The following is an 18,830-nucleotide window of genomic DNA, read 5'->3' on the forward strand; positions in this document are numbered from 1 at the left end:
CAACGCTTAAAAATGATGGCAACTATCTGTTTTTTATAGCAATAAAAAGTTTTATTCCGGGCTTATCCGTAGGTTTTCCAATTAATTATCCACAGATTTTTCGGCCCGGCGCCTCAGCCCCAACACACTCACCCACACCAACCCGTTAGTCAGTGACAACATCAGGAAAAACCCGGGGATTCCCAGCTCAAACACACCCAGAACCACGATGCCTGCCAGGGCACTGCACACCATGAACAGGGAGTTGATCACGTTCAGGGCAGCGATGATGCGCGCCCGCTTGTGATCCGGGGTTTCGTGCTGGATAAAGGCGTACAGGGGCACAATGAACAGCCCGCCACAGATGCCAATCCCCACCAGATCCAGCAATACCCGGATATACACAGGCTCGGTGATCAGACTCAGCCAGGTAGACGGGCTGGGATCTGCCGGTACTGCGAAAAACAGATCGATCCCCAGCAGTGTCAGGCCCAGCGCCCCCCAGGGTACCGGCGACAGGGTGATCCGATGCTTGGTCAGCCGCTCACACAGCATGGAGCCAATGGAGATACCCACGATAAACATCGCCAGCAACAGGGTGACCACGGTTTCATCCCCGGCCAGCCAGGTTTTGGCGAAGTTGGGAAACTGGGTCAGGTAGGCGGCGCCTAGAAACCAGAACCAGGAGATGGCCAGAATCGCCCAGAGTACCTGGCGACGTTCCGCCGCCACCGACATCAGCCGCCAGGTTTCCAGCAGCGGCCGGAACCGGACCCGAACACCTGGCGATTCATCCCGGGTATTGGGTACTTGCCGGGCCGCAAGATATCCGAGCACCGCCATTACCACCACACCAACGGCGGTGACTTTCGCCGCCTGGTCAGCCCCCATGATCAAGCCCGCAGCGATGGTGCCCAGCAAGATCGCTACAAAGGTGCCCATGCTGACCAGGCCATTGCCGCCAACCAGTTCGTCATCGGTCAGCACTCGGGGCAGAATCGAATACTTGACCGGACCGAAGAAGGTGGACTGCACCCCCATCAGGAACAACAACACCAGCAGCAACTCGTACCAGCCAAACCAGAGGCCCGTGGCGGCCACCAGCATGATGCCAATTTCCGCGGCTTTAACGTTGCGGATGATCACGGCCTTTTCATAGCGGTCGGCCATCTGGCCGGCGATACCGGAAAACAGGAAGAACGGCAGGATGAACAGGAACGCGGCGATGTTGACCACCACATTCACCGACAATCCCATCAGACCACCGGCCTGAAAGGTAATCAGAAGCAACAGGGCGTTTTTGTAGAGGTTGTCGTTAAAGGCGCCGGAGAACTGGGTCAGGTAGAACGGCAAGAACCGCCGTTGACCCAGTAACCGGAACTGACTGTGTTGACTCATAGGCTGTTGTTTCCTGGTGCGGTTAAACGCCGTTTGGTGATGTCTGGGCACCGTTCTGGTGCAAACCGTCTGGGCCTTGGGTGCCATCGTGCCGTTCAACCCCAGGCCTGCCTCGCTTTTCTAGAACCAGATACCGATGGCACGGAATTGGCTTCAGTTTTTCCCGGTAACTCCATCAGCGGCCAGGACGGCTACGCCATAGCAGTATAGGGCTCCTGACCATGAAAAGTGTGTTAAGCCTTGCAGACCACCGAGGCAAGGTACCTGGTAAATGTGCCAGATTTATAAAGCATCATGATTTCCAGTCTGTGTATCAACCCATTCTCAGCCCGACCCACCAGAAACTGGTTGGTTACGAGGCGCTGGTGCGGGTTCATCGGGATAACCGGCCAATTGCCCCACCCGAGTTATTTGAGCAAGCATCAATCTTGGGCGTCACCACCGGTGTCGACCAGCACCTGCTCAACCTGCATCTGACCAACTTCGGTCTTAAACAGGAACCGGTCTGGCTGTTTATCAACATCAATCCGGACACCTTGCTGCACCACGCCGGTTACCTGGGACAACTTGCAACCCACTGTCACAGCGCCGGAATTCCTCCGGAGAGGATAGTCCTGGAGCTCGTGGAAACCGCCACACGAGACACCAATGCTCTGCTGGAATTCATCCAGGAAGCCAAAGATTTCGGTTTTCAGATTGCCATCGACGACTTCGGCATGGGCGATTCCAACTTTGAGCGACTGTGGCGAATCAATCCACTGATCGTGAAAATTGATCGCAGCCTGCTAGCCAATGCGGAAACACACCAGCGTGCCCGGGTATTGCTGCACAGCCTGGTCAGAATGATCCGAGAAAGCGGCAGCCTGGTATTGTTGGAGGGTATCGAGAGCGAGAACCAGGCACGGATTGCGCTGGATACCGAAGCGGATCTTTTGCAGGGATTTCTGTTTGCCCGGCCCAAACACAGTACCCGGGAGTGCACGATCAATGCCGAAAACGCCCTGCAGCAGGTGATGTCCCGGTCCCAGCAGTGGAGCCTGAGGGATTATCACAGCCAGGAAACTTACCTGAAACTGCTCCGCTTTGAAATCATGGATGTCTGCCATCAAATCGCCCGGGGCGAGCCCTTTGAACGCGTGTGCAGAAACCTGCTGCTCATGGAAGGCGTCAAACGCTGTTTCATTCTTGATAGCCATGGCGTCCAGCAGGGCCGGCTGGCGCAGGTGGATATGGTCAGTGGCGACCGCTTCAACCCGCTTTACTACTCGGCGGGTGCCCGCTGGAGCCACCGGGAATACTTCCGGAATGCCCTGGAAAGGCCGCAACAAATCAACAGTTGCCGCCCTTACGTTGCGCTTCCGGATGCACGGCGAACCGTCACGTTATCCACAGGCCTTGCCGGTTCGACGGGCCAACACATTTTTTGTATTGATATCCACCCGGACGAGGTTCTGGACGGACATCTGGTATTCCCAACAGTGCTGTAACCACCAGCGTTCTGATCAGAAGTCATCAGCCTTGCTTGCGGGTGAGCCAGCGGGGCTGGAGCCGCCAGCCGAACCGGACGCCAGGCGCTCCAGCTCCTTTTCCACCGCGTTGGACGACTTGGCGAATCGCGCCAGGAGGTTGTACAACACCGGAATGATGAACAGCGTCAGCGTCGTGGCGAACACCAGCCCACCGAGAATCACCATACCGATGGCCGCCCGGCTTTCCGCACCGGCGCCGGTAGCAATGACCAGTGGTACGGCGCCGAACACTGTGGAAATAGTGGTCATCAAAACAGGACGGAAACGCAGGGTGGCACCCTCAAGAATCGCGTCTCGCACCTCGTAACCCTTGTCCCGCAACTGGTTGGCAAACTCCACAATCAATATGCCGTTCTTGGCCATCAACCCGAGCAGCATGATAATGCCGATCTGGCTGTAAATGTTCAGACTGATCCCAGACCAGGCCAACGCAATGAGCGCCCCGGTCACGGCCAGCGGCACGGACAACATGATGATAAGCGGGTGAATCCAGCTCTCGAACTGGGCCGCCAGCACCAGGAACACGATGATAAACGCCAGGCCGAAGGTCAGATAGATAGCCGCGGACGAATCCTGGAATTCCCGGGAAAGGCCCTTGTAGCTGAGCCGGGCCTCCGGCGGCAGGTTATCCACAGCCAGATTATTCAAGTAGGTCAGCGCCGAGCCCAGATCGTAACCATCCGCCAGGGAAGCACTGATAACCACCGCCGGCAGTCGATCAATACGCCGCAGATCCGGATTGGCGCCGATTTCTTCCACCGATACCAAAGCCTTGATTGGAATCAGCTCGCCGCCCTCTCGCGGCCGCAGAAAGATCTGCTCAAGATCCCCCGGCGTTGCCCTGTTGGCGTCGTCAGCCTGAATGATGACATCGTACTCGCGACCCCGGTCCACATAGGTGGTCACATTCCGGGAAGCCAGCATGGTTTGCAGGGTCAGACCAACATCCTGAACGGTAATGTCCAGGTCCGCCGCCCTGTCCCGATCAATATTCAACCGCAGCTCCGGCCGGGTCAGCTCAAAATCGGTATCCACATTGATCAGGTTCGGGTTCTCTTTCGCCCGTTCGACGATCTCTTCACTCCAGGCCTGTACCGATTCGTAATCCGGCCCGGCCACCACAAATTCAACAGGCTGATTGAAGCCTCGCTGGCCAAGGCCCGGCGGGTTGATCACGTTAATTCGTACACCGGAAATATCCGCCAGCTTCTGCCGGATGTCACTGGTTACCTGCTGCTGTTTGATGTCGCGGTTATCCCAATGGGTCAGGCCCATGATCATAAAGGCGTTATCTTCTTCCTCCCGGAAACCGACAATCGACAGGAAGCGGGCAGCAATGCCTTCGTCCAGGTACGGCAGTAATTGCGTCTCCGCCTGGCGGACAAAGTGGTCGGTGTATTCAACGGTCGACCCCCTCGGGGCGCTGGTGGGCATGATGATTACCCCTCGGTCTTCCGTAGGCGCAAGCTCCTGCGGCAGGCGCGGGAAAATGACGGTGGCGATGATCAGGCCAGCCACACCCAGGCCCAACAACAAACCCGGCTGATTCAGGGAGAATGTCAGCAGTTTTTTATAGCCATTGGTCAGGCCATTGAGCACTTTCTCGCTGAAGGCCCACAGGCGGTGGCCTTCTTCGGATTCCGGGCTGTGCTGGAGCCATTTCGAGCACAGCATCGGGGCCAGCGTCAGCGCAACCAGGCTTGAAAAGATCACGGCAGCCGCCAGGGTGAAGCCAAACTCGGCGAACAGCCGGCCAACGTTGCCGCCCATAAACGAAATGGGCACGAACACGGCAATCAGTGTCAGTGTGGTGGCGATGATGGCGAAGGCCACCTGCTTGGCACCGCGATAGGCTGCCAACAGCGGTGGTTCTCCTTCATCAATGCGCCGCTGGATGTTTTCCAGCATCACGATGGCATCATCCACCACCAGGCCGATGGCAAGGATAATCGCCAGCAACGTAAGCACGTTGATGGAAAACCCCAGGAAACCCAGGCCGATAAACGCCCCGATCACCGCCACCGGTATGGTCACGGCCGGTATCAATGTGGCCCGCCAGGATCTCAGGAACAGGAAAATCACCAGAATCACCAGAGACACGGCGATGCCCAGAGTGATCAACACCTCTTTGATCGAGGCGCGGATAAAGATGGATTCGTCGTAGCTTTCCGCAAGTGAGACTTCCGGTGGCAGCGTGTCCCGAATCCGCTCGAGTTCGGCACGCACCGCATCCGATACCGCCACGGTATTGGCTTTGGATTGCCGGATAATGCCCAGGCCAATGGCGGTTTTCCCGTTGGCCCGCAACCGACTGATGTCAGATTCCACACCCATCTGGATATTGGCGACTTCGCCCAACCTCAGCAAATCATTGCCGTCACGGCGCACCACCAGGTTGCGGAACTCTTCAACACTGGACAAGCGACCTTCCGCCCTAACGGTGAAGTTGCGGGTAGACGAATCCACCTGCCCCGCCGGTAATTCAACGTTGTTGTCCCGGAGTGCGCGCTCTACCTCCGCCACCGTGATGTTTCTTGCTGCCAGGCGCTCCCGGTCGAGCCACACCCGAATGGCGTATCGGCGCTCGCCACCAATTCGAACATCGGCTACACCATCGAGCACCGACAACCGGTCGACCAGCACCCGATCGGCGAAATCGCTGAGTTCTGCGCTGTCCCATACATCACTGAGCAGCGTTACCCACATCATCGGCCGGGCATCGGAGTCCGCCTTACGAACCCTCGGGGCATCTGCTTCATCGGGTAACTGGTTGGCCACACGGGCAACTGCATCGCGGACATCGTTCGCTGCAACATCGATATCGCGAGAAGTGTTGAATTCGATGGACGTTCGGGATTCACCTTGCTCAGTGGATGACTCGATGGAACGAATACCCTCAATGCCACTGATCGCACCTTCAATCACCTGGGTGATCTGGGTATCGACCACTTCAGCCGCAGCACCAGTGTAGTCGGTGGACACCGACACAATGGGTGGGTCAATGTCAGGATACTCCCGAACGGGCAGTTCCATCAGTGCCGCCACCCCGAACACCACAATCAGCAGGCTGAGAACCGTAGCGAATACCGGGCGCTTGATGGAAATATCGGAGAGGACCATAAATCAGGACTCCCGGCTGGAAATAAACCGGTTATCCGGTATTGCCAGATCAGACTCCAGCAGCCTGAGCCGGTCACCGGTACTCAGGCGATCCTGGCCGGTGACCACCACCTGGTCCTCGACCTCCAGGCCTTCCACCACCTCAACCAGGCCAGGCATTCGCGAGCCCGTGCGCACCGACACCCGGCGGGCAACACCATCTTCTGCCACAAATACATATTTCTGATCACCCCGGATCATGACCGCCTGTTCCGGTATGACCAGGCCTTCTCGTTCCTGCAACGTCAGAGACGCGGACATGAATTGGCCGGGTCGCAGGCGGCCCTCAGAGTTGTCGATCAATGCCCGAACAGACAGTGTCCGGCTCAGCTCATTGATCCGGGTAGCCAGTTCTATCAGCTCCCCCTCGAAAACTTCGCCCGGAAACGCAGGGGAGGTAGCCCGAACTCGTTGCCCAATCCTGACCTGACCAATAAATCGCTCGGGAACAGCGAAGTTCAGTTCCATCTTGTCATTGGTATCCAGGGTGGTGATGGTGGTGCCTGCCTGGAGAAATGCCCCAACGCTGATATCCGAAAGCCCGACCACACCGGCGAACGGCGCTTCGATCCGATGGTTCTGTAACCGGACCCTCGCAGCCTCTCGCTGAGCAATGGCAACGTCGACGGCGGTTCTGAGTTCATCGACCTGGGACTGAGAGATACTGTTGTTGGCTCGCAGCCTCTGGGCCCGTTCATACTGGCGCCGGGCATCAGCCAGCTGTGCCTCAATAACGGCAAGGTCAGCCCGGGCCTGGCGATCATCCAACCGGAGCAGAACAGCCCCTTGGGCTACCGCAGCGCCTGGCTGCAGATTCAGTTCCATTACTCGACCGCTCACCTCAGTGGTCAACTCTACCGAGTTCAGGGCTCGCAGATTTGCCACGGCGCCAACGGTGTCACGAACCCGTTGCCGTTCCGGTGTTACCACATTGACGGCACTGGCCTGAGCCTCGCCACCGCTCTGGCCACTGTCTCCTGACTCCAGGTTCAGGTAAATACCAGCCCCTGCAGCTACCACCGCAACCAGAACCACAGCGATCAGCCATTGTTTCCACATGGGTTTTGCTAACCTTTCAGATATAAATGTTACGAGTCGTCCCCGTACCCCAGTTTCTGGATAACCAGTACCACCTCACCAACCTCGACGCCCCATTTGCTCATAGTGGTCTGGTTGATCAGGGTGTCTGGTGTGATCAGGTACATCCAGTCGTCCATCCGGACGTCTATGGTGCCATCGCCGTATGACACCCTTAGTACATAATTCATATGGATGGCGTTGCCCTGCCAGCGCATGGTGCCGGGTTTGACTACGTCGCCAGCCTCGGCATGGTAGCTGTCGCCGGCCGGGGTCAGTGTCCAGACCCGGGTTTGAACCTCTCCGTCGTCGAACCGGAATACTTCATCCAGGGTGCCAACGCCCTCATCGCTCCAGGTGGCCACAATATCGGCGTCAAAGCTACGAATGACCTTACCGGAGAAGTTCTTGACTACTCCACGGGCAGAAAGTTCGCCCTGGAAAAATTCCCGGGGGATCAGCTCCGGTTGTGCGTCGCGATAATCGTCCAGTGAAGGGCCAGCACAGCCTGCCAGCACAGATACCATCAACAGTATAAGAGCAACTGACCAGACACCACCGGCTTTAAGTCGAATTTCCCTGTTTTGCATGACTTTTACACTCCGCTAGATGGCCTTGGCTAAGGCGTCGTCGAGTTGTGATTTACGGGCCAGGAGCAAGATCCGATCAGGCAGATATGAAATGCGTCATTTGAGCCAATTGTCCATTCTGACATGCAGACAAGCGCTTTCCGTCAATGGCAGCCGCAAGTGAATGCCGTAAAACAGCAGTCATAACGGGCCTCGGGCCCGACCGGATTGCGATAACAGACTGTGAGGAAGGGTTATGCCAGTGTACAAAGCGCCATTGCGTGACATGAAATTTCTGCTCAACGACGTATTCGACTACCCGGGCCACTACCAGACCCTGGCCTCTGGAGAGAACGCAACACCGGATATTGTAGACGCCATTCTGACCGAGTGCGGGCGCTTCTGTGAGGAAGTGCTGAGCCCAATCTACCAGAGCGGTGATGAAGAAGGCTGCCGCCTGGAAAACGGCGAAGTCACCACGCCCAAAGGCTACAAAGATGCCTACAACCAGTACGTGATGGGCGGCTGGCAGGGGTTGTCAGCCCCGGAAGAATATGGCGGCCAGGGCCTGCCGGCGTCCATGGGCCTGTTCAAACAGGAAATGATGGGTACCGCCAACTGGTCGTTCTCCATGTATCCGGGGCTGTCGCTCGGCGCCATGAACACCATTTTCCTGCACGGCTCCGAAGACCAAAAGCAAACCTACCTGGTGCCTCTGACCGAGGGCCGCTGGGGCGGCACCATGTGCCTGACCGAGCCCCAGTGCGGTACCGATCTGGGCCAGGTGAAGACCAAGGCCGAACCACAGGCGGACGGCAGCTACAAGCTGACCGGTACCAAGATTTTCATCTCCTCCGGTGAGCACGATCTGACCGAGAACATTGTCCACATTGTGTTGGCGCGCCTGCCGGATGCGCCCAAGGGTACCCGGGGCATCAGCCTGTTTATCGTGCCCAAGTTCCTGCCGGCTGCGGATGGCAGCGTGGGCGAACGCAATGGCGTGAACTGCGGCAGCCTGGAAAAGAAAATGGGCATCAAGGCCTCGGCCACCTGCGTGATGAACTTCGACGGCGCCACCGGCTACCTGATCGGCCCGGAAAATGAGGGCCTGGAGTGCATGTTCACCTTTATGAACACGGCCCGTATCGGTACCGCCATTCAGGGCGTTGGCCCGGCTGAACTGTCGTACCAGTGGGCGCTGGACTACGCCAAAGAGCGCCGTTCCATGCGCGCGCTGTCTGGCAAGAAAGAGCCAGACCAGGTGGCCGACAGCCTGATTCACCACGCGGATGTAAGGCGCATGCTGCTGACACAGAAAGCCATCGCCGAAGGTGGCCGCGCCATGCTGTATTACTCTGCCAGGCTGGCCGACCATATGGTTGAAGCGCACACCGTGGGCGACGCCGAAAAGGCCGAAAAATACGACGACAAACTGGGTTTCCTAACCCCGATCTTGAAAGGTTTCCTGACCGAGCTGGGCAACGAAGCCGCCAATCTGGGTGTGCAGGTGTTCGGTGGCCACGGATACATCCGCGAGCACGGCATGGAACAGATCGTTCGTGATACCCGCATTGCCACGCTTTACGAGGGCACCACCGGCATCCAGGCACTGGACCTGCTGGGCCGCAAGGTGTTGCTGATGACTCAGGGCGGCGCGGTACGGGAATTCACCCTGAAGATTGCAAACTTCGCCCGCAAGCAGCTGACCAACAAGCAGCTGCGCCCGATGGCTATCGAACTGCTGAAACTGACGGCCCAGTGGAACCTGCTGACCGTCCGGGTGATGCTGGCGGCCCGCAAAGACCGCGATGTGGTCAGCGCTGCGGCCCACGACTTCCTGATGTACAGCGGTTACGTAACCATGGCCTACATGTGGTTGCGCCAGTCTGCGGTGGCCGCCGACAAGCTGGAAAATGGCGGCGACGAATCCGACGCCTTCTACCAGACCAAGTTGGCAACCGCCGAGTTCTACTACGAGCGTCTGCTGCCACGGGCCCAGGCCCACGCCACCAGCATGCTCAGCCCGACTCGCAACCTGATGCAGGTGGAGCCGGACAATATGGCCTTTACCGGGTGATTACCCGGTAACTTACCGTCCCGGGCCTGCCGGGACTTTTTTATTCCGGAACCGGGGCCTTGAAATCCCGGTTCCTGCCCTTACCCTCTCTGGTGCAAGTCTTTGCATCAATCCAATAACTTTCTGAGGAATATAGTATTTTCAGGCTTTCCCACAGCCGGGCAAGGCCTGACCATATCGGTACTGTGTATAAAAGAAGGAGGTTCGAATATGGAGACTCGTGCTGACGACTTTTATCCCACCCGCCTGGAACGCCCTGTTCCGGCTTTTGACCGGAGAGACCCGGTTATCCACAGCTCCGGAAACGCCCGTACTGAAGGTCCGCTGAGTGAGACCGAACTGGCGCGTTATGAACGGGACGGGTTCCTGGTGTTCAACAACTTTCTCGATGCAGACACGGTCAAACGTTTCCGTGACGATCTGCGCGCCTATGAAAACGACGACAGCATTCTCCGTTCCGAGGGCACCATTACCGAACCGGGAAAACAGGAAATTCGATCGGTCTTTGGTATTCACGAACTGTCAGACCGTTTTGACCGGCTGACACGGGACCCTCGCATTCTCGATATGGTGCATCAATTATTGGGTAGCGAGGCGTATATCCACCAGTCCCGGATCAACTTCAAACCCGGTTTTCACGGCAAGGGGTTCGACTGGCATTCCGACTTCGAAACCTGGCACGCCGAAGATGGCATGCCTCGCATGCGGGCGGTCAGCTTCTCCATCGCCCTGACCGACAATACACCGTTCAACGGCCCGCTGATGCTGATCCCGGGTTCCCACAAAACCTTTGTGCCCTGTGTCGGCCGAACCCCGGAAGACAACTACCAGTCGTCGCTGAAGAGGCAGGAACTGGGCGTGCCCAATCACCAGGATCTGCAGGAAATGGCGGACCAATACGGTATCCAGGCACCCACGGGTCCCGCCGGCTCGTTGATCATTTTTGAGTGCAACACCTTGCACGCATCCAACGCCAATATGTCGCCTTGGCCGCGCAGTAATCTGTTCTTCGTATACAACAGTGTGGAAAACCAATTGCAACAGCCCTTCTGTGGCAACAAGCCCAGACCGGAATTTCTGGGTAATCGCACCAACACCCGGGCCCTCAAGCCACTGGCGACTCCGGATTTGCGAAGAACCGGTTGAGGCTATATCCGCAAAAAGGGGAGCGTGTGGCTCCCCCCTGTCTCGATAGATTCGCCGAGGGTGTCAGAGGCCCCACTTGGTCTCTATGGCCTCGTACATCCCGTTGTTGCGAATGGTCTCCAGTCCCTGGCGTAGCTTGCGAATCACTTCCTCTGAAGTCTCGAGGTTCATCGCCAGGTACAGTTCGGTGTTATTGAACGAAAACACCGGTTCCAGGCCTTCAACGTCCTGTTGGGAGGCGAAGTAAGGTCCTGCCAGCCGGTCTGCAATCCACAGATCAACCTGGCCCAGTTCCAGACGCTTGGGGTTGAGGTCATCGCTGTCCATGGCTGATACCCGGAAATCCCGCTCCAGCAGGTACTCAGTCATCACATCACCACGGTAGCCGGCGTACAGCATGCCGCGGGTATCTTCCAGACTGTCAATTTTCAAATCGGTACCCGGGGGGGCAAAAATCGTCCACAGGTTGGTGGTCAGTGGCCCTACCCATTTGAACTGGGAAGCCCGGTTTTCCGTGTAGGTGGTGCAGTAGATGCCATGATTCTTCTTGTTCAGCGCACGGTTATAGCCAAAATCCCAGTTGCGCAGCTTGATCACGTAATCCAGCCCGGAGTGCTCGAGAATGGCCTTGACCATTTCTGTGCACAGACCATCAATGCCATCTTCGTTATGCTCGAAGGCACGCCCCGTGGCACTCATGTTGTAGGGAGGGAAGTTCTCGGTATAGATATAGATACGCTCAGACGCCACGGCCGGCAATGGTGCCGTAAACAGGGCAAAAGCGACCGCAGTAACGCACAGCAGGTTACGCACAGGTTATCTCCTTTAACTCGAATGGCATGAAACCGCCAAACTGGCGGCACCAATAGACGTAGGCGGAGTTTACCCGACGCTTTGACGTTGTTTTACAACTAAACTGTTTGTTTTCGTAAGGGAATTCGTCAGGCCGCCGGGCGAATGCCGGCGGCCTGGGGTTGTGGATAACTGTGGATAACTCAGAAATCGACGGTTGCGGAGAGCCACAAACGGCGACCTTCTTCGACCGTTCCGCCGCTGGCCATGCCACGGAAGATATACACATAATCCGAAGCCCAGGCATCCACCTGGTTGCCATTGTTATCCACATACGAGTACTCACTGCCAGACAGGAACTCTTTGTCGAACAGGTTGTAAATGGTGGCGGTGAGTTTTACCCGCTCGGTGGCCTGATAGGCGCCGCCCAGATGGAAGAGCGCATAGGCGCTCAGGTCACCCACCTGGTCAAACACCGCTGCTTCTTCTGCGGTGAAATTCTCCCGGTTCTTCAGGTAGCGGGTACGCTCACCTCGGTATTCGCCGGACAACCATAGATCCAGCTGCGGAGACGCCTGCCAGTTCAGGCGCGCATGCACCACATGCTCCGGCGTGTTGGTCAAAGGTGCCCCTTTGTTGTCACCACTCTTCTGCTCAGTGTCGGTATAGGTATAGTTGCCGCGAATACTCCAGTCCGGAGCAAAGCGCCAGCTGGACGCCAGCTCGATACCCCGGGTCTCAGCCTTGCCGATGTTATCCAGCTGGTCGTAGGTGCCGTCCGGAATCCTAGGGTCACCACTGATGGTCACCGGCGCTCCGCTGTCGATCTTGTCCTTGAACTGGGTGAAGAATACCGTGGCGTTGGCTTTGAAACCTTGCAGGTTGTCAAAGTAGGCGCCTACCTCGTAGTTGGTGCTTTTTTCCGGTTCCAGGTCCGGTGTGCCTATGGTCAGCACCTCACCCTGGCTGGTGACACCGTTGATGCCATTGTGCAAATCATTGATGTCAGGGGTTTTATAACCCTGACTGACACCACCCTTGAGGGTCCAGCTGGGTGACGTGTTCCACACCAGATAAGCCCGGGGCGTAAAATGGCCGGAGAAAGCGTCATGATCTTCGTAACGCCCTCCCAGCGTCAGGGCCAGATCGTCTCTCAGATACCATTCATCCTCGGCAAACACCGCCCAGGATTCCTGTTTGAAGGTGGTGTTGGCAACGCTGTCTTCCAGTCGGGTATCACGGTACTGTGCCCCCAGCGTCACGATGTGGTTGGCGGTGACGGGCGCAACCAACCGGGTATCAAACACGGTATCTTCCGATTCCAGCTTGCGATCCTGGCCACCAATCAGATTCTGATAGGGCGCATCGTAAGGCGTGCCGATGGTACCCGGAATGGTCCGGCCTTTGGTTTCGGTCACGTTGTACGTCAGATCACTGCTCCAGGTGCCAAAGCCCAGCTGGCTGGCATGGCCCAGGGCAATCTGGTCACGGTTGAACCGTAGCTCGTCCCGATAGCCATTGGCGGTGTTGGTGTCAGCGTTGCAGGCCCGATTCTGCCCATCCAGGGTACCCAGTTGGCAACTGTCATTGTTGTACACCTGGCGCCCCTGTTCGGCATCCAGATAAAACTCCTGCCCCTGAACCGGCACCAGCGTCAACCTTGCACCAAGGTTATGGTTACGACCATCCACCGGTGCAACACCCCGCTTGGGCGCCTCGCTACCGTCGTCGAAACTCAGATCCGCCGCCGATCGATCAAACACGCTGCCGCGTACCGCAAGCCCGAGCAGATTGTCGATCAGCGGTCCACTGGTGTAGAAACTGGCTTTACCGTTATCGCCGTATTCCCGGTGTTGCTGGAAGGTGTGCTCGAGCGTGACCGAGCCAATCCAGTCATCCGACACCTTCTTGGTAATGATGTTGACCACACCCCCGATCGCGTCAGAACCGTACAGCGTCGACATGGGTCCACGGATCACTTCAATACGCTCAATCGCCGACAAGGGCGGAATGAAGCTGGTGGAGGTATCACCAAAGCCATTGGGAGTGACGTTGCCCGGAGGATTCTGGCGGCGGCCGTCAATCAGTATCAGGGTATATTCACTCGGTAGGCCTCGAATACTGATGTTCAGCCCACCGGTCTTGCCGGTGCTCTGGCGTACATCCACGCCTTCCACGGTTTCCAGGGCTTCCGCCAGATTGGAGAACTGGCTTTGTTGCAGGTTCTGCTGGCTGATCACACTGATGCTGGCCGGAGCATCGGTCACCTTCTGCTCAAAGCCCGATGCCGAAACAACCAGCTCATCCAGTTGCGTCGGTTGGGCAACACTGTGTAGAGAGAAGGTGCTGCTAACAGCCGCAACAGACGCGGCCAGAATTGAGGGCCTGAATACCATGAGTCACTCCTTGAAGATCAAGACTGAAAATCAGGAGCGAATGATATTATTTCTCATTTGATAATTACAACGATTTAACCGGGACGATGTGTCCCGGAAAATGGAACCCTTGACCGGGGCTACTTGCCGATGCAAAAGCTGCTGAAGATCTTGCCCAGCAGGTCATCGGGCGTGAGATGGCCGGTGATTTCACCCAAGGCGTCCTGGGCCGCCCGAAGATCCTCAGCCAGGAGTTCCCCGGCGCCATAGCCTTCCAGTTGGGTCTGTCCCTGAAGAAGGGAATCCCGAGCGCGTTCCAGGGCATCCAGGTGGCGTCGGCGGGCCAGAAAGCCGCCTTCGGTGGTACTGGCAAAGCCAATGCATTCCTTGAGGTGCGTACGGAGGGTGTCCAGGCCTTCCGACCCTTTGGCCGCCAGGCGAATAACCGGCGCGGTCTGGTGGGGTTCGGCACTGATGCCCACCGGCTCACCCGACAAATCCACTTTGTTACGGATAACCGTGACCGGGGCACTGGCCGGGAGCTGGTCAATAAAATCTGGCCAGATTTCATGGGGTTCGGTTTTATCGGTGGTGGTGGCATCCACCATCAACAGAATGCGATCCGCCTGGCGTATTTCATCCCAGGCCCGGGCAATACCGATCTGTTCCACCTCGTCCGGGCTGTCCCGGAGGCCGGCGGTGTCGATGATGTGCAACGGCATGCCATCAATGTGGATATGTTCCCGCAGGACATCCCGGGTGGTGCCTTCAATGGCGGTGACAATGGCCGCTTCGCGGCCGGCCAGGGCATTGAGCAGGCTGGATTTTCCGGCATTGGGACGACCGGCGATCACCACCTTCATGCCATCCCGCAGAATGGTGCCCTGCTGGGCTTCCGACAGGATCTGTTCCACCTGTTGCAACAGGCCTTGCAGATCAACCGCCACTTTGCCGTCGGCGAGAAAATCGATTTCTTCCTCCGGAAAGTCGATGGCCGCTTCCACGTAGATACGCAAGTGGGTAACCGCATCGACCAGTTCATCAATCCGTCTGGAAAACACACCTTGCATGGAGCGCACGGCGCAACGGGCTGCCTGCTCTGAGCTGCTTTCAATCAGGTCGGCAATGGCTTCAGCCTGGGCCAGGTCGAGTTTGTCATTCAGAAACGCCCGCTCAGAAAACTCACCAGGCCGTGCCAGACGGGCGCCCTGACTACAGACTTCCCGCAACAGCATATCGAGGATCACGGTACCGCCGTGCCCCTGCAACTCAAACACGTCTTCACCGGTGAACGAATGAGGGTTCGGAAAATACAGCCCGATGCCCTCGTCGATCAGTTCGCCCCGGCTATCGTGAAAAGGTCCATAATGGGCGTAGCGGGGCCGGGGCTCAAAACCGAGCATGTTCCGGGCAATCTCAACGGCTTTTGGCCCTGAAACCCGAACAATACCCACACCCGCCTGGCCTGGTGCGGTGGCAATGGCTGCGATGGTGTCTGTGGTTGCCTGCATGGTGTGTTTATCCTGATTAGAAATGACAAAGGCTCCACAGGGGAGCCTTTGTCAGGTCAGTGCAACTGATCACTCAGTGTTTCTTGCCTGCCATTTCCACTTCGATCTTGCGGGTAATGTACCACTGCTGGGAGATCGAAAGAATGTTGTTCACCAGCCAGTACAGTACCAGACCAGCCGGGAACCACAGGAAGAACACCGTAAAGACTGGTGGCATCAGCTTCATGATCTTCGCCTGCATGGGGTCTGGTGGTGTCGGGTTCAGGCTCATCTGGATGAACATACTGATGCCCATCAGAATTGGCAGGATAAAGTACGGATCCATCTGGGACAGATCGTTTATCCACAACATGAACGGCGCATGGCGCAGCTGCACACTCTCGAACAGTACCCAATAGAGCGAAATGAACACCGGCATCTGTACCAGTATCGGCAAACAGCCACCCAGCGGATTGATCTTTTCCCGCTTGTACAGGGCCATCATCTCCTGGGACATCCGCTGGCGATCGTCACCATAGAGTTCTTTCAGGCGCGTGAGTTGTGGCGCGACGGCCCGCATTTTTGCCATGGAGCGATAGCTGGTTGCTGACAGGTGGAAGAAGACGGCTTTTACCAGAACGGTCAGCAGAATAATGGCCACACCCCAGTTACCCACCAGGCCATAGAACCATTCCAGGATGTAGAACAGCGGCAGGGAGATGAAGAACAGCCAGCCAAAGTCAACGGTACGGTCCAGGTTAGGAGCCAGGGCTTCCAGACGATCAATGATTTTGGGGCCCACGTAAGCAGTAGCACCTACCTCAACAGTCTGCCCGGGGGCAACCGCGGTTGCTGGATAGACAAAACCCATCACATGCAACTGATCCCGGCGGGTGGTCTGGAACTGGGCTGTTTTATCACGGTCCGGAACCCAGGCGGTAATGAAGTAGTGCTGCAGGAACGCCAGCCAGCCATTAGTGACCGGTTCGTTTACCCGTTGTTTGCCCAGGTCGCTGAAATCGTATTTTTCATAGGGATCGTCAGGCGTGCTGATGACCAGGCCAAGGTAGGCCTTGATACCCATAGTGGTCTGGGAGGTTGGGTCAGGAGCCTCGTCCCTTACGATTTTGCCGGTGAAGTTACCTTGCCAGTCGGTATCGGACTGGTTGTTGATCAGGTAACGGATATCAATCTCATAGCTGTCCCGGGCAAGACGGTAGCGTTTGGTGATATCAACGCCATCGTCTGTGGTCAGTTTTAGGTCAATGATCAGTTCATCCTGGCCATCGGTCAGCTCGAAACGGGATGCTTCTGCCTGGTAAACCGGTGCCTGACCGGCACTGCGACCATCGGGGCCGTTGCGCCCGATCAAGCCACTTTCCAGAATATAGGTACGGTTCTGGGTGTTGGTCAGAAGAGTCAGGGGTTGTTCGCTGTCGAGCGATTCATCGTACTGAAGCAGGGAACTGGCAATGACATTGCCACCAACACGGTCGATGGTCAGTTCCAGTACGTCGGTCACTACCGTGATGAACTGGTCGCCGACACTTTGTTCGCCGTCAGAGGAGGTGGACCGGAGTTCGCCGGTTTCCGGCGTGACAAACTCATCGTCTGTCCGGGAAGCACTTTCCGGCAGAACCATGTCATCAACAGATCCGTTCGACCCCGAGGTTTCTACCTGGGTGACCTGTTCAGTACGGGGCTGGTTGTAGTCCTCATTCCAGGCAAGCACCATCAGATAACTGACAATAGCCAGGCCGGCAAACAAAACGATGCGTTGAATATCCATAAACGTTAGTTTCTGGTTTGAGTGTTGGTCGGAGAATATTGGGTCTCTGTGCCCGGTACGGGATCATAACCGCCTTCGGCCCAGGGATGACACCTTAATAATCGGCGGGTTGCCAGATACGAGCCTTTGGCTGCTCCGTGGTGTTGAATAGCTTCAACCGCGTACTGGGAGCAGGTTGGGAAATGCCGGCAATGGCTGGCCATCATGGGACTGATAGCGTACTGATAGAACCGGATAGGCAGTAACAGAATCTGTCGCATTAACCCGTACCTTTTGAATTCACAGTCGTTTGATCAACTGAGGACTGATGGTACTTCTTTCTGAGACGGCGCCAAAGATCGTTAAGCGACGATATGACTGAGGCGTTATCCAGTTGAGCGAGTCCTTGCCGACCAAGAACAATAATGTCGAGGTCCGGTAGATCCGTCTGATGCCTGAAAGTTTCTCGAACCTGGCGTTTTATCCGATTTCTCTGGACCGCCAGTTTGAGATTCTTTTTGGAGAAAATGAGTCCGACCCTGGCGTGGCCCAGATTATTTGGAGCTGCCAGGATCAGAAAATTCCTGTGCGGAACTTTCAGCTGCACATCATCGAAGACCTTGCTGTAGTCCGAAGGCCGCAACAGTCTGTGTGACTTCGGAAACGTCAAGGCCTTCATGAGGCAAACATCAGGTTACGCTGACAGGCGTGCGCGGCCCTTGGCACGGCGACGAGAGATTACCTTACGGCCGTTAGCAGTCGCCATACGGGCACGGAAGCCGTGAACACGCTTGCGCTTCAGGACGCTCGGTTGGAATGTTCTTTTCATGGTGATGTTCTCACAAATTCGTCAATGGACATTGGTCGTTGGCTGGAAAATAGACAGCCAAAACAGGAGCGGCATTCTAGTCAAATCTGCTAGCAAGTTCAATGACTGTGCATCGGGGAAGTGAATTTTTCGGTATGGGTAAAAGCCGAAGGCCTGACTAATAAAATCTATAGGTCTTTTTTAAATTCTTTCAAAGATTATTTATTACTGTTATTAGGCACCTTGATATCTGTGGGAAAGTCTGTTTTTTCCTTCAACAACAAATACTTGAATTAATGACAAGTACGGTGACAGGTGGCCGTGAGCCCTGTGGACGAGAGGGTGTGGAATTGTGAATAACCCGGTGTTTCGAGGAAGGCCCGAGTTATTCATGGTTTGGTCCAAGGCTTTCACACAGGGTTGGGGGCGGTCTGTGCACAAGGACCTGTGGGTAACTTTTTTTCAGGGCATTTCTGTACACAAGCCTGTAGATAGGTCTGGAACTTTCTGAAAGATGAGGAGAAATGTTTCCACAGGCTGTTTATGACAGTGATTGTTGGCCTTTTACTGTGGGCCACGGCGGGGTAGAATCCGGGGTCACCTTGAGCGTCGGGAAAAGCCTTTTCCGATGTGAGAACAGTCAGGTTTCGGGAGCAGGCGGTC

At 56.5% G+C, this 18,830-nt stretch carries 14 protein-coding genes; 3 read left to right on the forward strand and 11 right to left on the reverse strand.

Features of this window, described 5'->3' with window-relative positions:
* Window positions 1-81: 81 nt before the first annotated feature.
* Window positions 82-1,377, reverse strand: a complete 1,296-nt coding sequence (locus ACNSOI_RS19740; RefSeq protein WP_138437415.1) for an MFS transporter — start codon at window positions 1,375-1,377, stop codon at window positions 82-84.
* Between the two features lie 221 nt (window positions 1,378-1,598).
* On the opposite strand from ACNSOI_RS19740, the gene ACNSOI_RS19745 reads away from it, so the two are divergent.
* Complete coding sequence (locus tag ACNSOI_RS19745) at window positions 1,599-2,864, forward strand: EAL domain-containing protein (RefSeq protein WP_420194854.1); 1,266 nt, start codon at window positions 1,599-1,601, stop codon at window positions 2,862-2,864.
* 15 nt (window positions 2,865-2,879) lie between these two features.
* Here the strand turns inward: ACNSOI_RS19745 and ACNSOI_RS19750 are convergent, their stop codons facing one another.
* Genes ACNSOI_RS19750 through ACNSOI_RS19760 form a run of 3 tightly spaced genes read right to left on the reverse strand, consistent with a single transcriptional unit; the run spans window position 2,880 to window position 7,669 of the window.
* The gene (locus ACNSOI_RS19750; RefSeq protein ID WP_286922474.1) at window positions 2,880-6,026 is read right to left on the reverse strand and encodes an efflux RND transporter permease subunit; all 3,147 of its coding nucleotides are present in this window, start codon (window positions 6,024-6,026) and stop codon (window positions 2,880-2,882) included.
* Window positions 6,027-6,029: 3 nt separating this feature from the next.
* Window positions 6,030-7,124: an efflux RND transporter periplasmic adaptor subunit gene (locus ACNSOI_RS19755; protein ID WP_061333183.1), complete on the reverse strand. Its 1,095-nt coding sequence runs from the start codon at window positions 7,122-7,124 to the stop codon at window positions 6,030-6,032.
* 29 nt (window positions 7,125-7,153) lie between these two features.
* A complete protein-coding gene (locus ACNSOI_RS19760) occupies window positions 7,154-7,669 on the reverse strand; it encodes a DUF3833 domain-containing protein (protein WP_286255737.1) in 516 nt (171 codons plus the stop codon).
* Window positions 7,670-7,967: 298 nt separating this feature from the next.
* On the opposite strand from ACNSOI_RS19760, the gene ACNSOI_RS19765 reads away from it, so the two are divergent.
* Both ACNSOI_RS19765 and thpD read left to right on the forward strand, forming a co-directional pair.
* Window positions 7,968-9,788, forward strand: coding sequence for an acyl-CoA dehydrogenase C-terminal domain-containing protein (locus ACNSOI_RS19765; RefSeq protein WP_420194855.1), 1,821 nt, complete (start codon window positions 7,968-7,970; stop codon window positions 9,786-9,788).
* 210 nt (window positions 9,789-9,998) lie between these two features.
* The gene (gene thpD, locus ACNSOI_RS19770) at window positions 9,999-10,934 is read left to right on the forward strand and encodes an ectoine hydroxylase (RefSeq protein ID WP_106694595.1); all 936 of its coding nucleotides are present in this window, start codon (window positions 9,999-10,001) and stop codon (window positions 10,932-10,934) included.
* Window positions 10,935-10,997: 63 nt separating this feature from the next.
* On the opposite strand, the gene ACNSOI_RS19775 is transcribed toward thpD, so the two are convergent.
* The 7 genes from ACNSOI_RS19775 to rpmH form a co-directional block, all read right to left on the reverse strand.
* The gene (locus ACNSOI_RS19775; RefSeq protein WP_420194856.1) at window positions 10,998-11,747 is read right to left on the reverse strand and encodes a substrate-binding periplasmic protein; all 750 of its coding nucleotides are present in this window, start codon (window positions 11,745-11,747) and stop codon (window positions 10,998-11,000) included.
* A gap of 182 nt (window positions 11,748-11,929) precedes the next feature.
* Complete coding sequence (locus ACNSOI_RS19780) at window positions 11,930-14,122, reverse strand: TonB-dependent receptor domain-containing protein (RefSeq protein ID WP_420194857.1); 2,193 nt, start codon at window positions 14,120-14,122, stop codon at window positions 11,930-11,932.
* A gap of 119 nt (window positions 14,123-14,241) precedes the next feature.
* Window positions 14,242-15,612, reverse strand: coding sequence for a tRNA uridine-5-carboxymethylaminomethyl(34) synthesis GTPase MnmE (gene mnmE / locus ACNSOI_RS19785; RefSeq protein ID WP_061333178.1), 1,371 nt, complete (start codon window positions 15,610-15,612; stop codon window positions 14,242-14,244).
* Between the two features lie 73 nt (window positions 15,613-15,685).
* Window positions 15,686-17,380: a membrane protein insertase YidC gene (gene yidC, locus ACNSOI_RS19790; RefSeq protein ID WP_106694593.1), complete on the reverse strand. Its 1,695-nt coding sequence runs from the start codon at window positions 17,378-17,380 to the stop codon at window positions 15,686-15,688.
* A gap of 5 nt (window positions 17,381-17,385) precedes the next feature.
* A complete protein-coding gene (gene yidD, locus ACNSOI_RS19795; protein ID WP_082780614.1) occupies window positions 17,386-17,640 on the reverse strand; it encodes a membrane protein insertion efficiency factor YidD in 255 nt (84 codons plus the stop codon).
* The gene (gene rnpA / locus ACNSOI_RS19800) at window positions 17,640-18,038 is read right to left on the reverse strand and encodes a ribonuclease P protein component (RefSeq protein WP_072675874.1); all 399 of its coding nucleotides are present in this window, start codon (window positions 18,036-18,038) and stop codon (window positions 17,640-17,642) included. The genes yidD and rnpA overlap by 1 nt, the downstream gene beginning before the upstream one ends.
* 15 nt (window positions 18,039-18,053) lie before the next feature.
* A complete protein-coding gene (rpmH, locus tag ACNSOI_RS19805) occupies window positions 18,054-18,188 on the reverse strand; it encodes a 50S ribosomal protein L34 (RefSeq protein ID WP_008172542.1) in 135 nt (44 codons plus the stop codon).
* Window positions 18,189-18,830: the final 642 nt, after the last annotated feature.

The sequence above is a fragment of the Marinobacter sp. GH_1 genome, from assembly GCF_048595985.1.
GTDB classification, from domain to species: Bacteria; Pseudomonadota; Gammaproteobacteria; order Pseudomonadales; family Oleiphilaceae; genus Marinobacter; species Marinobacter shengliensis.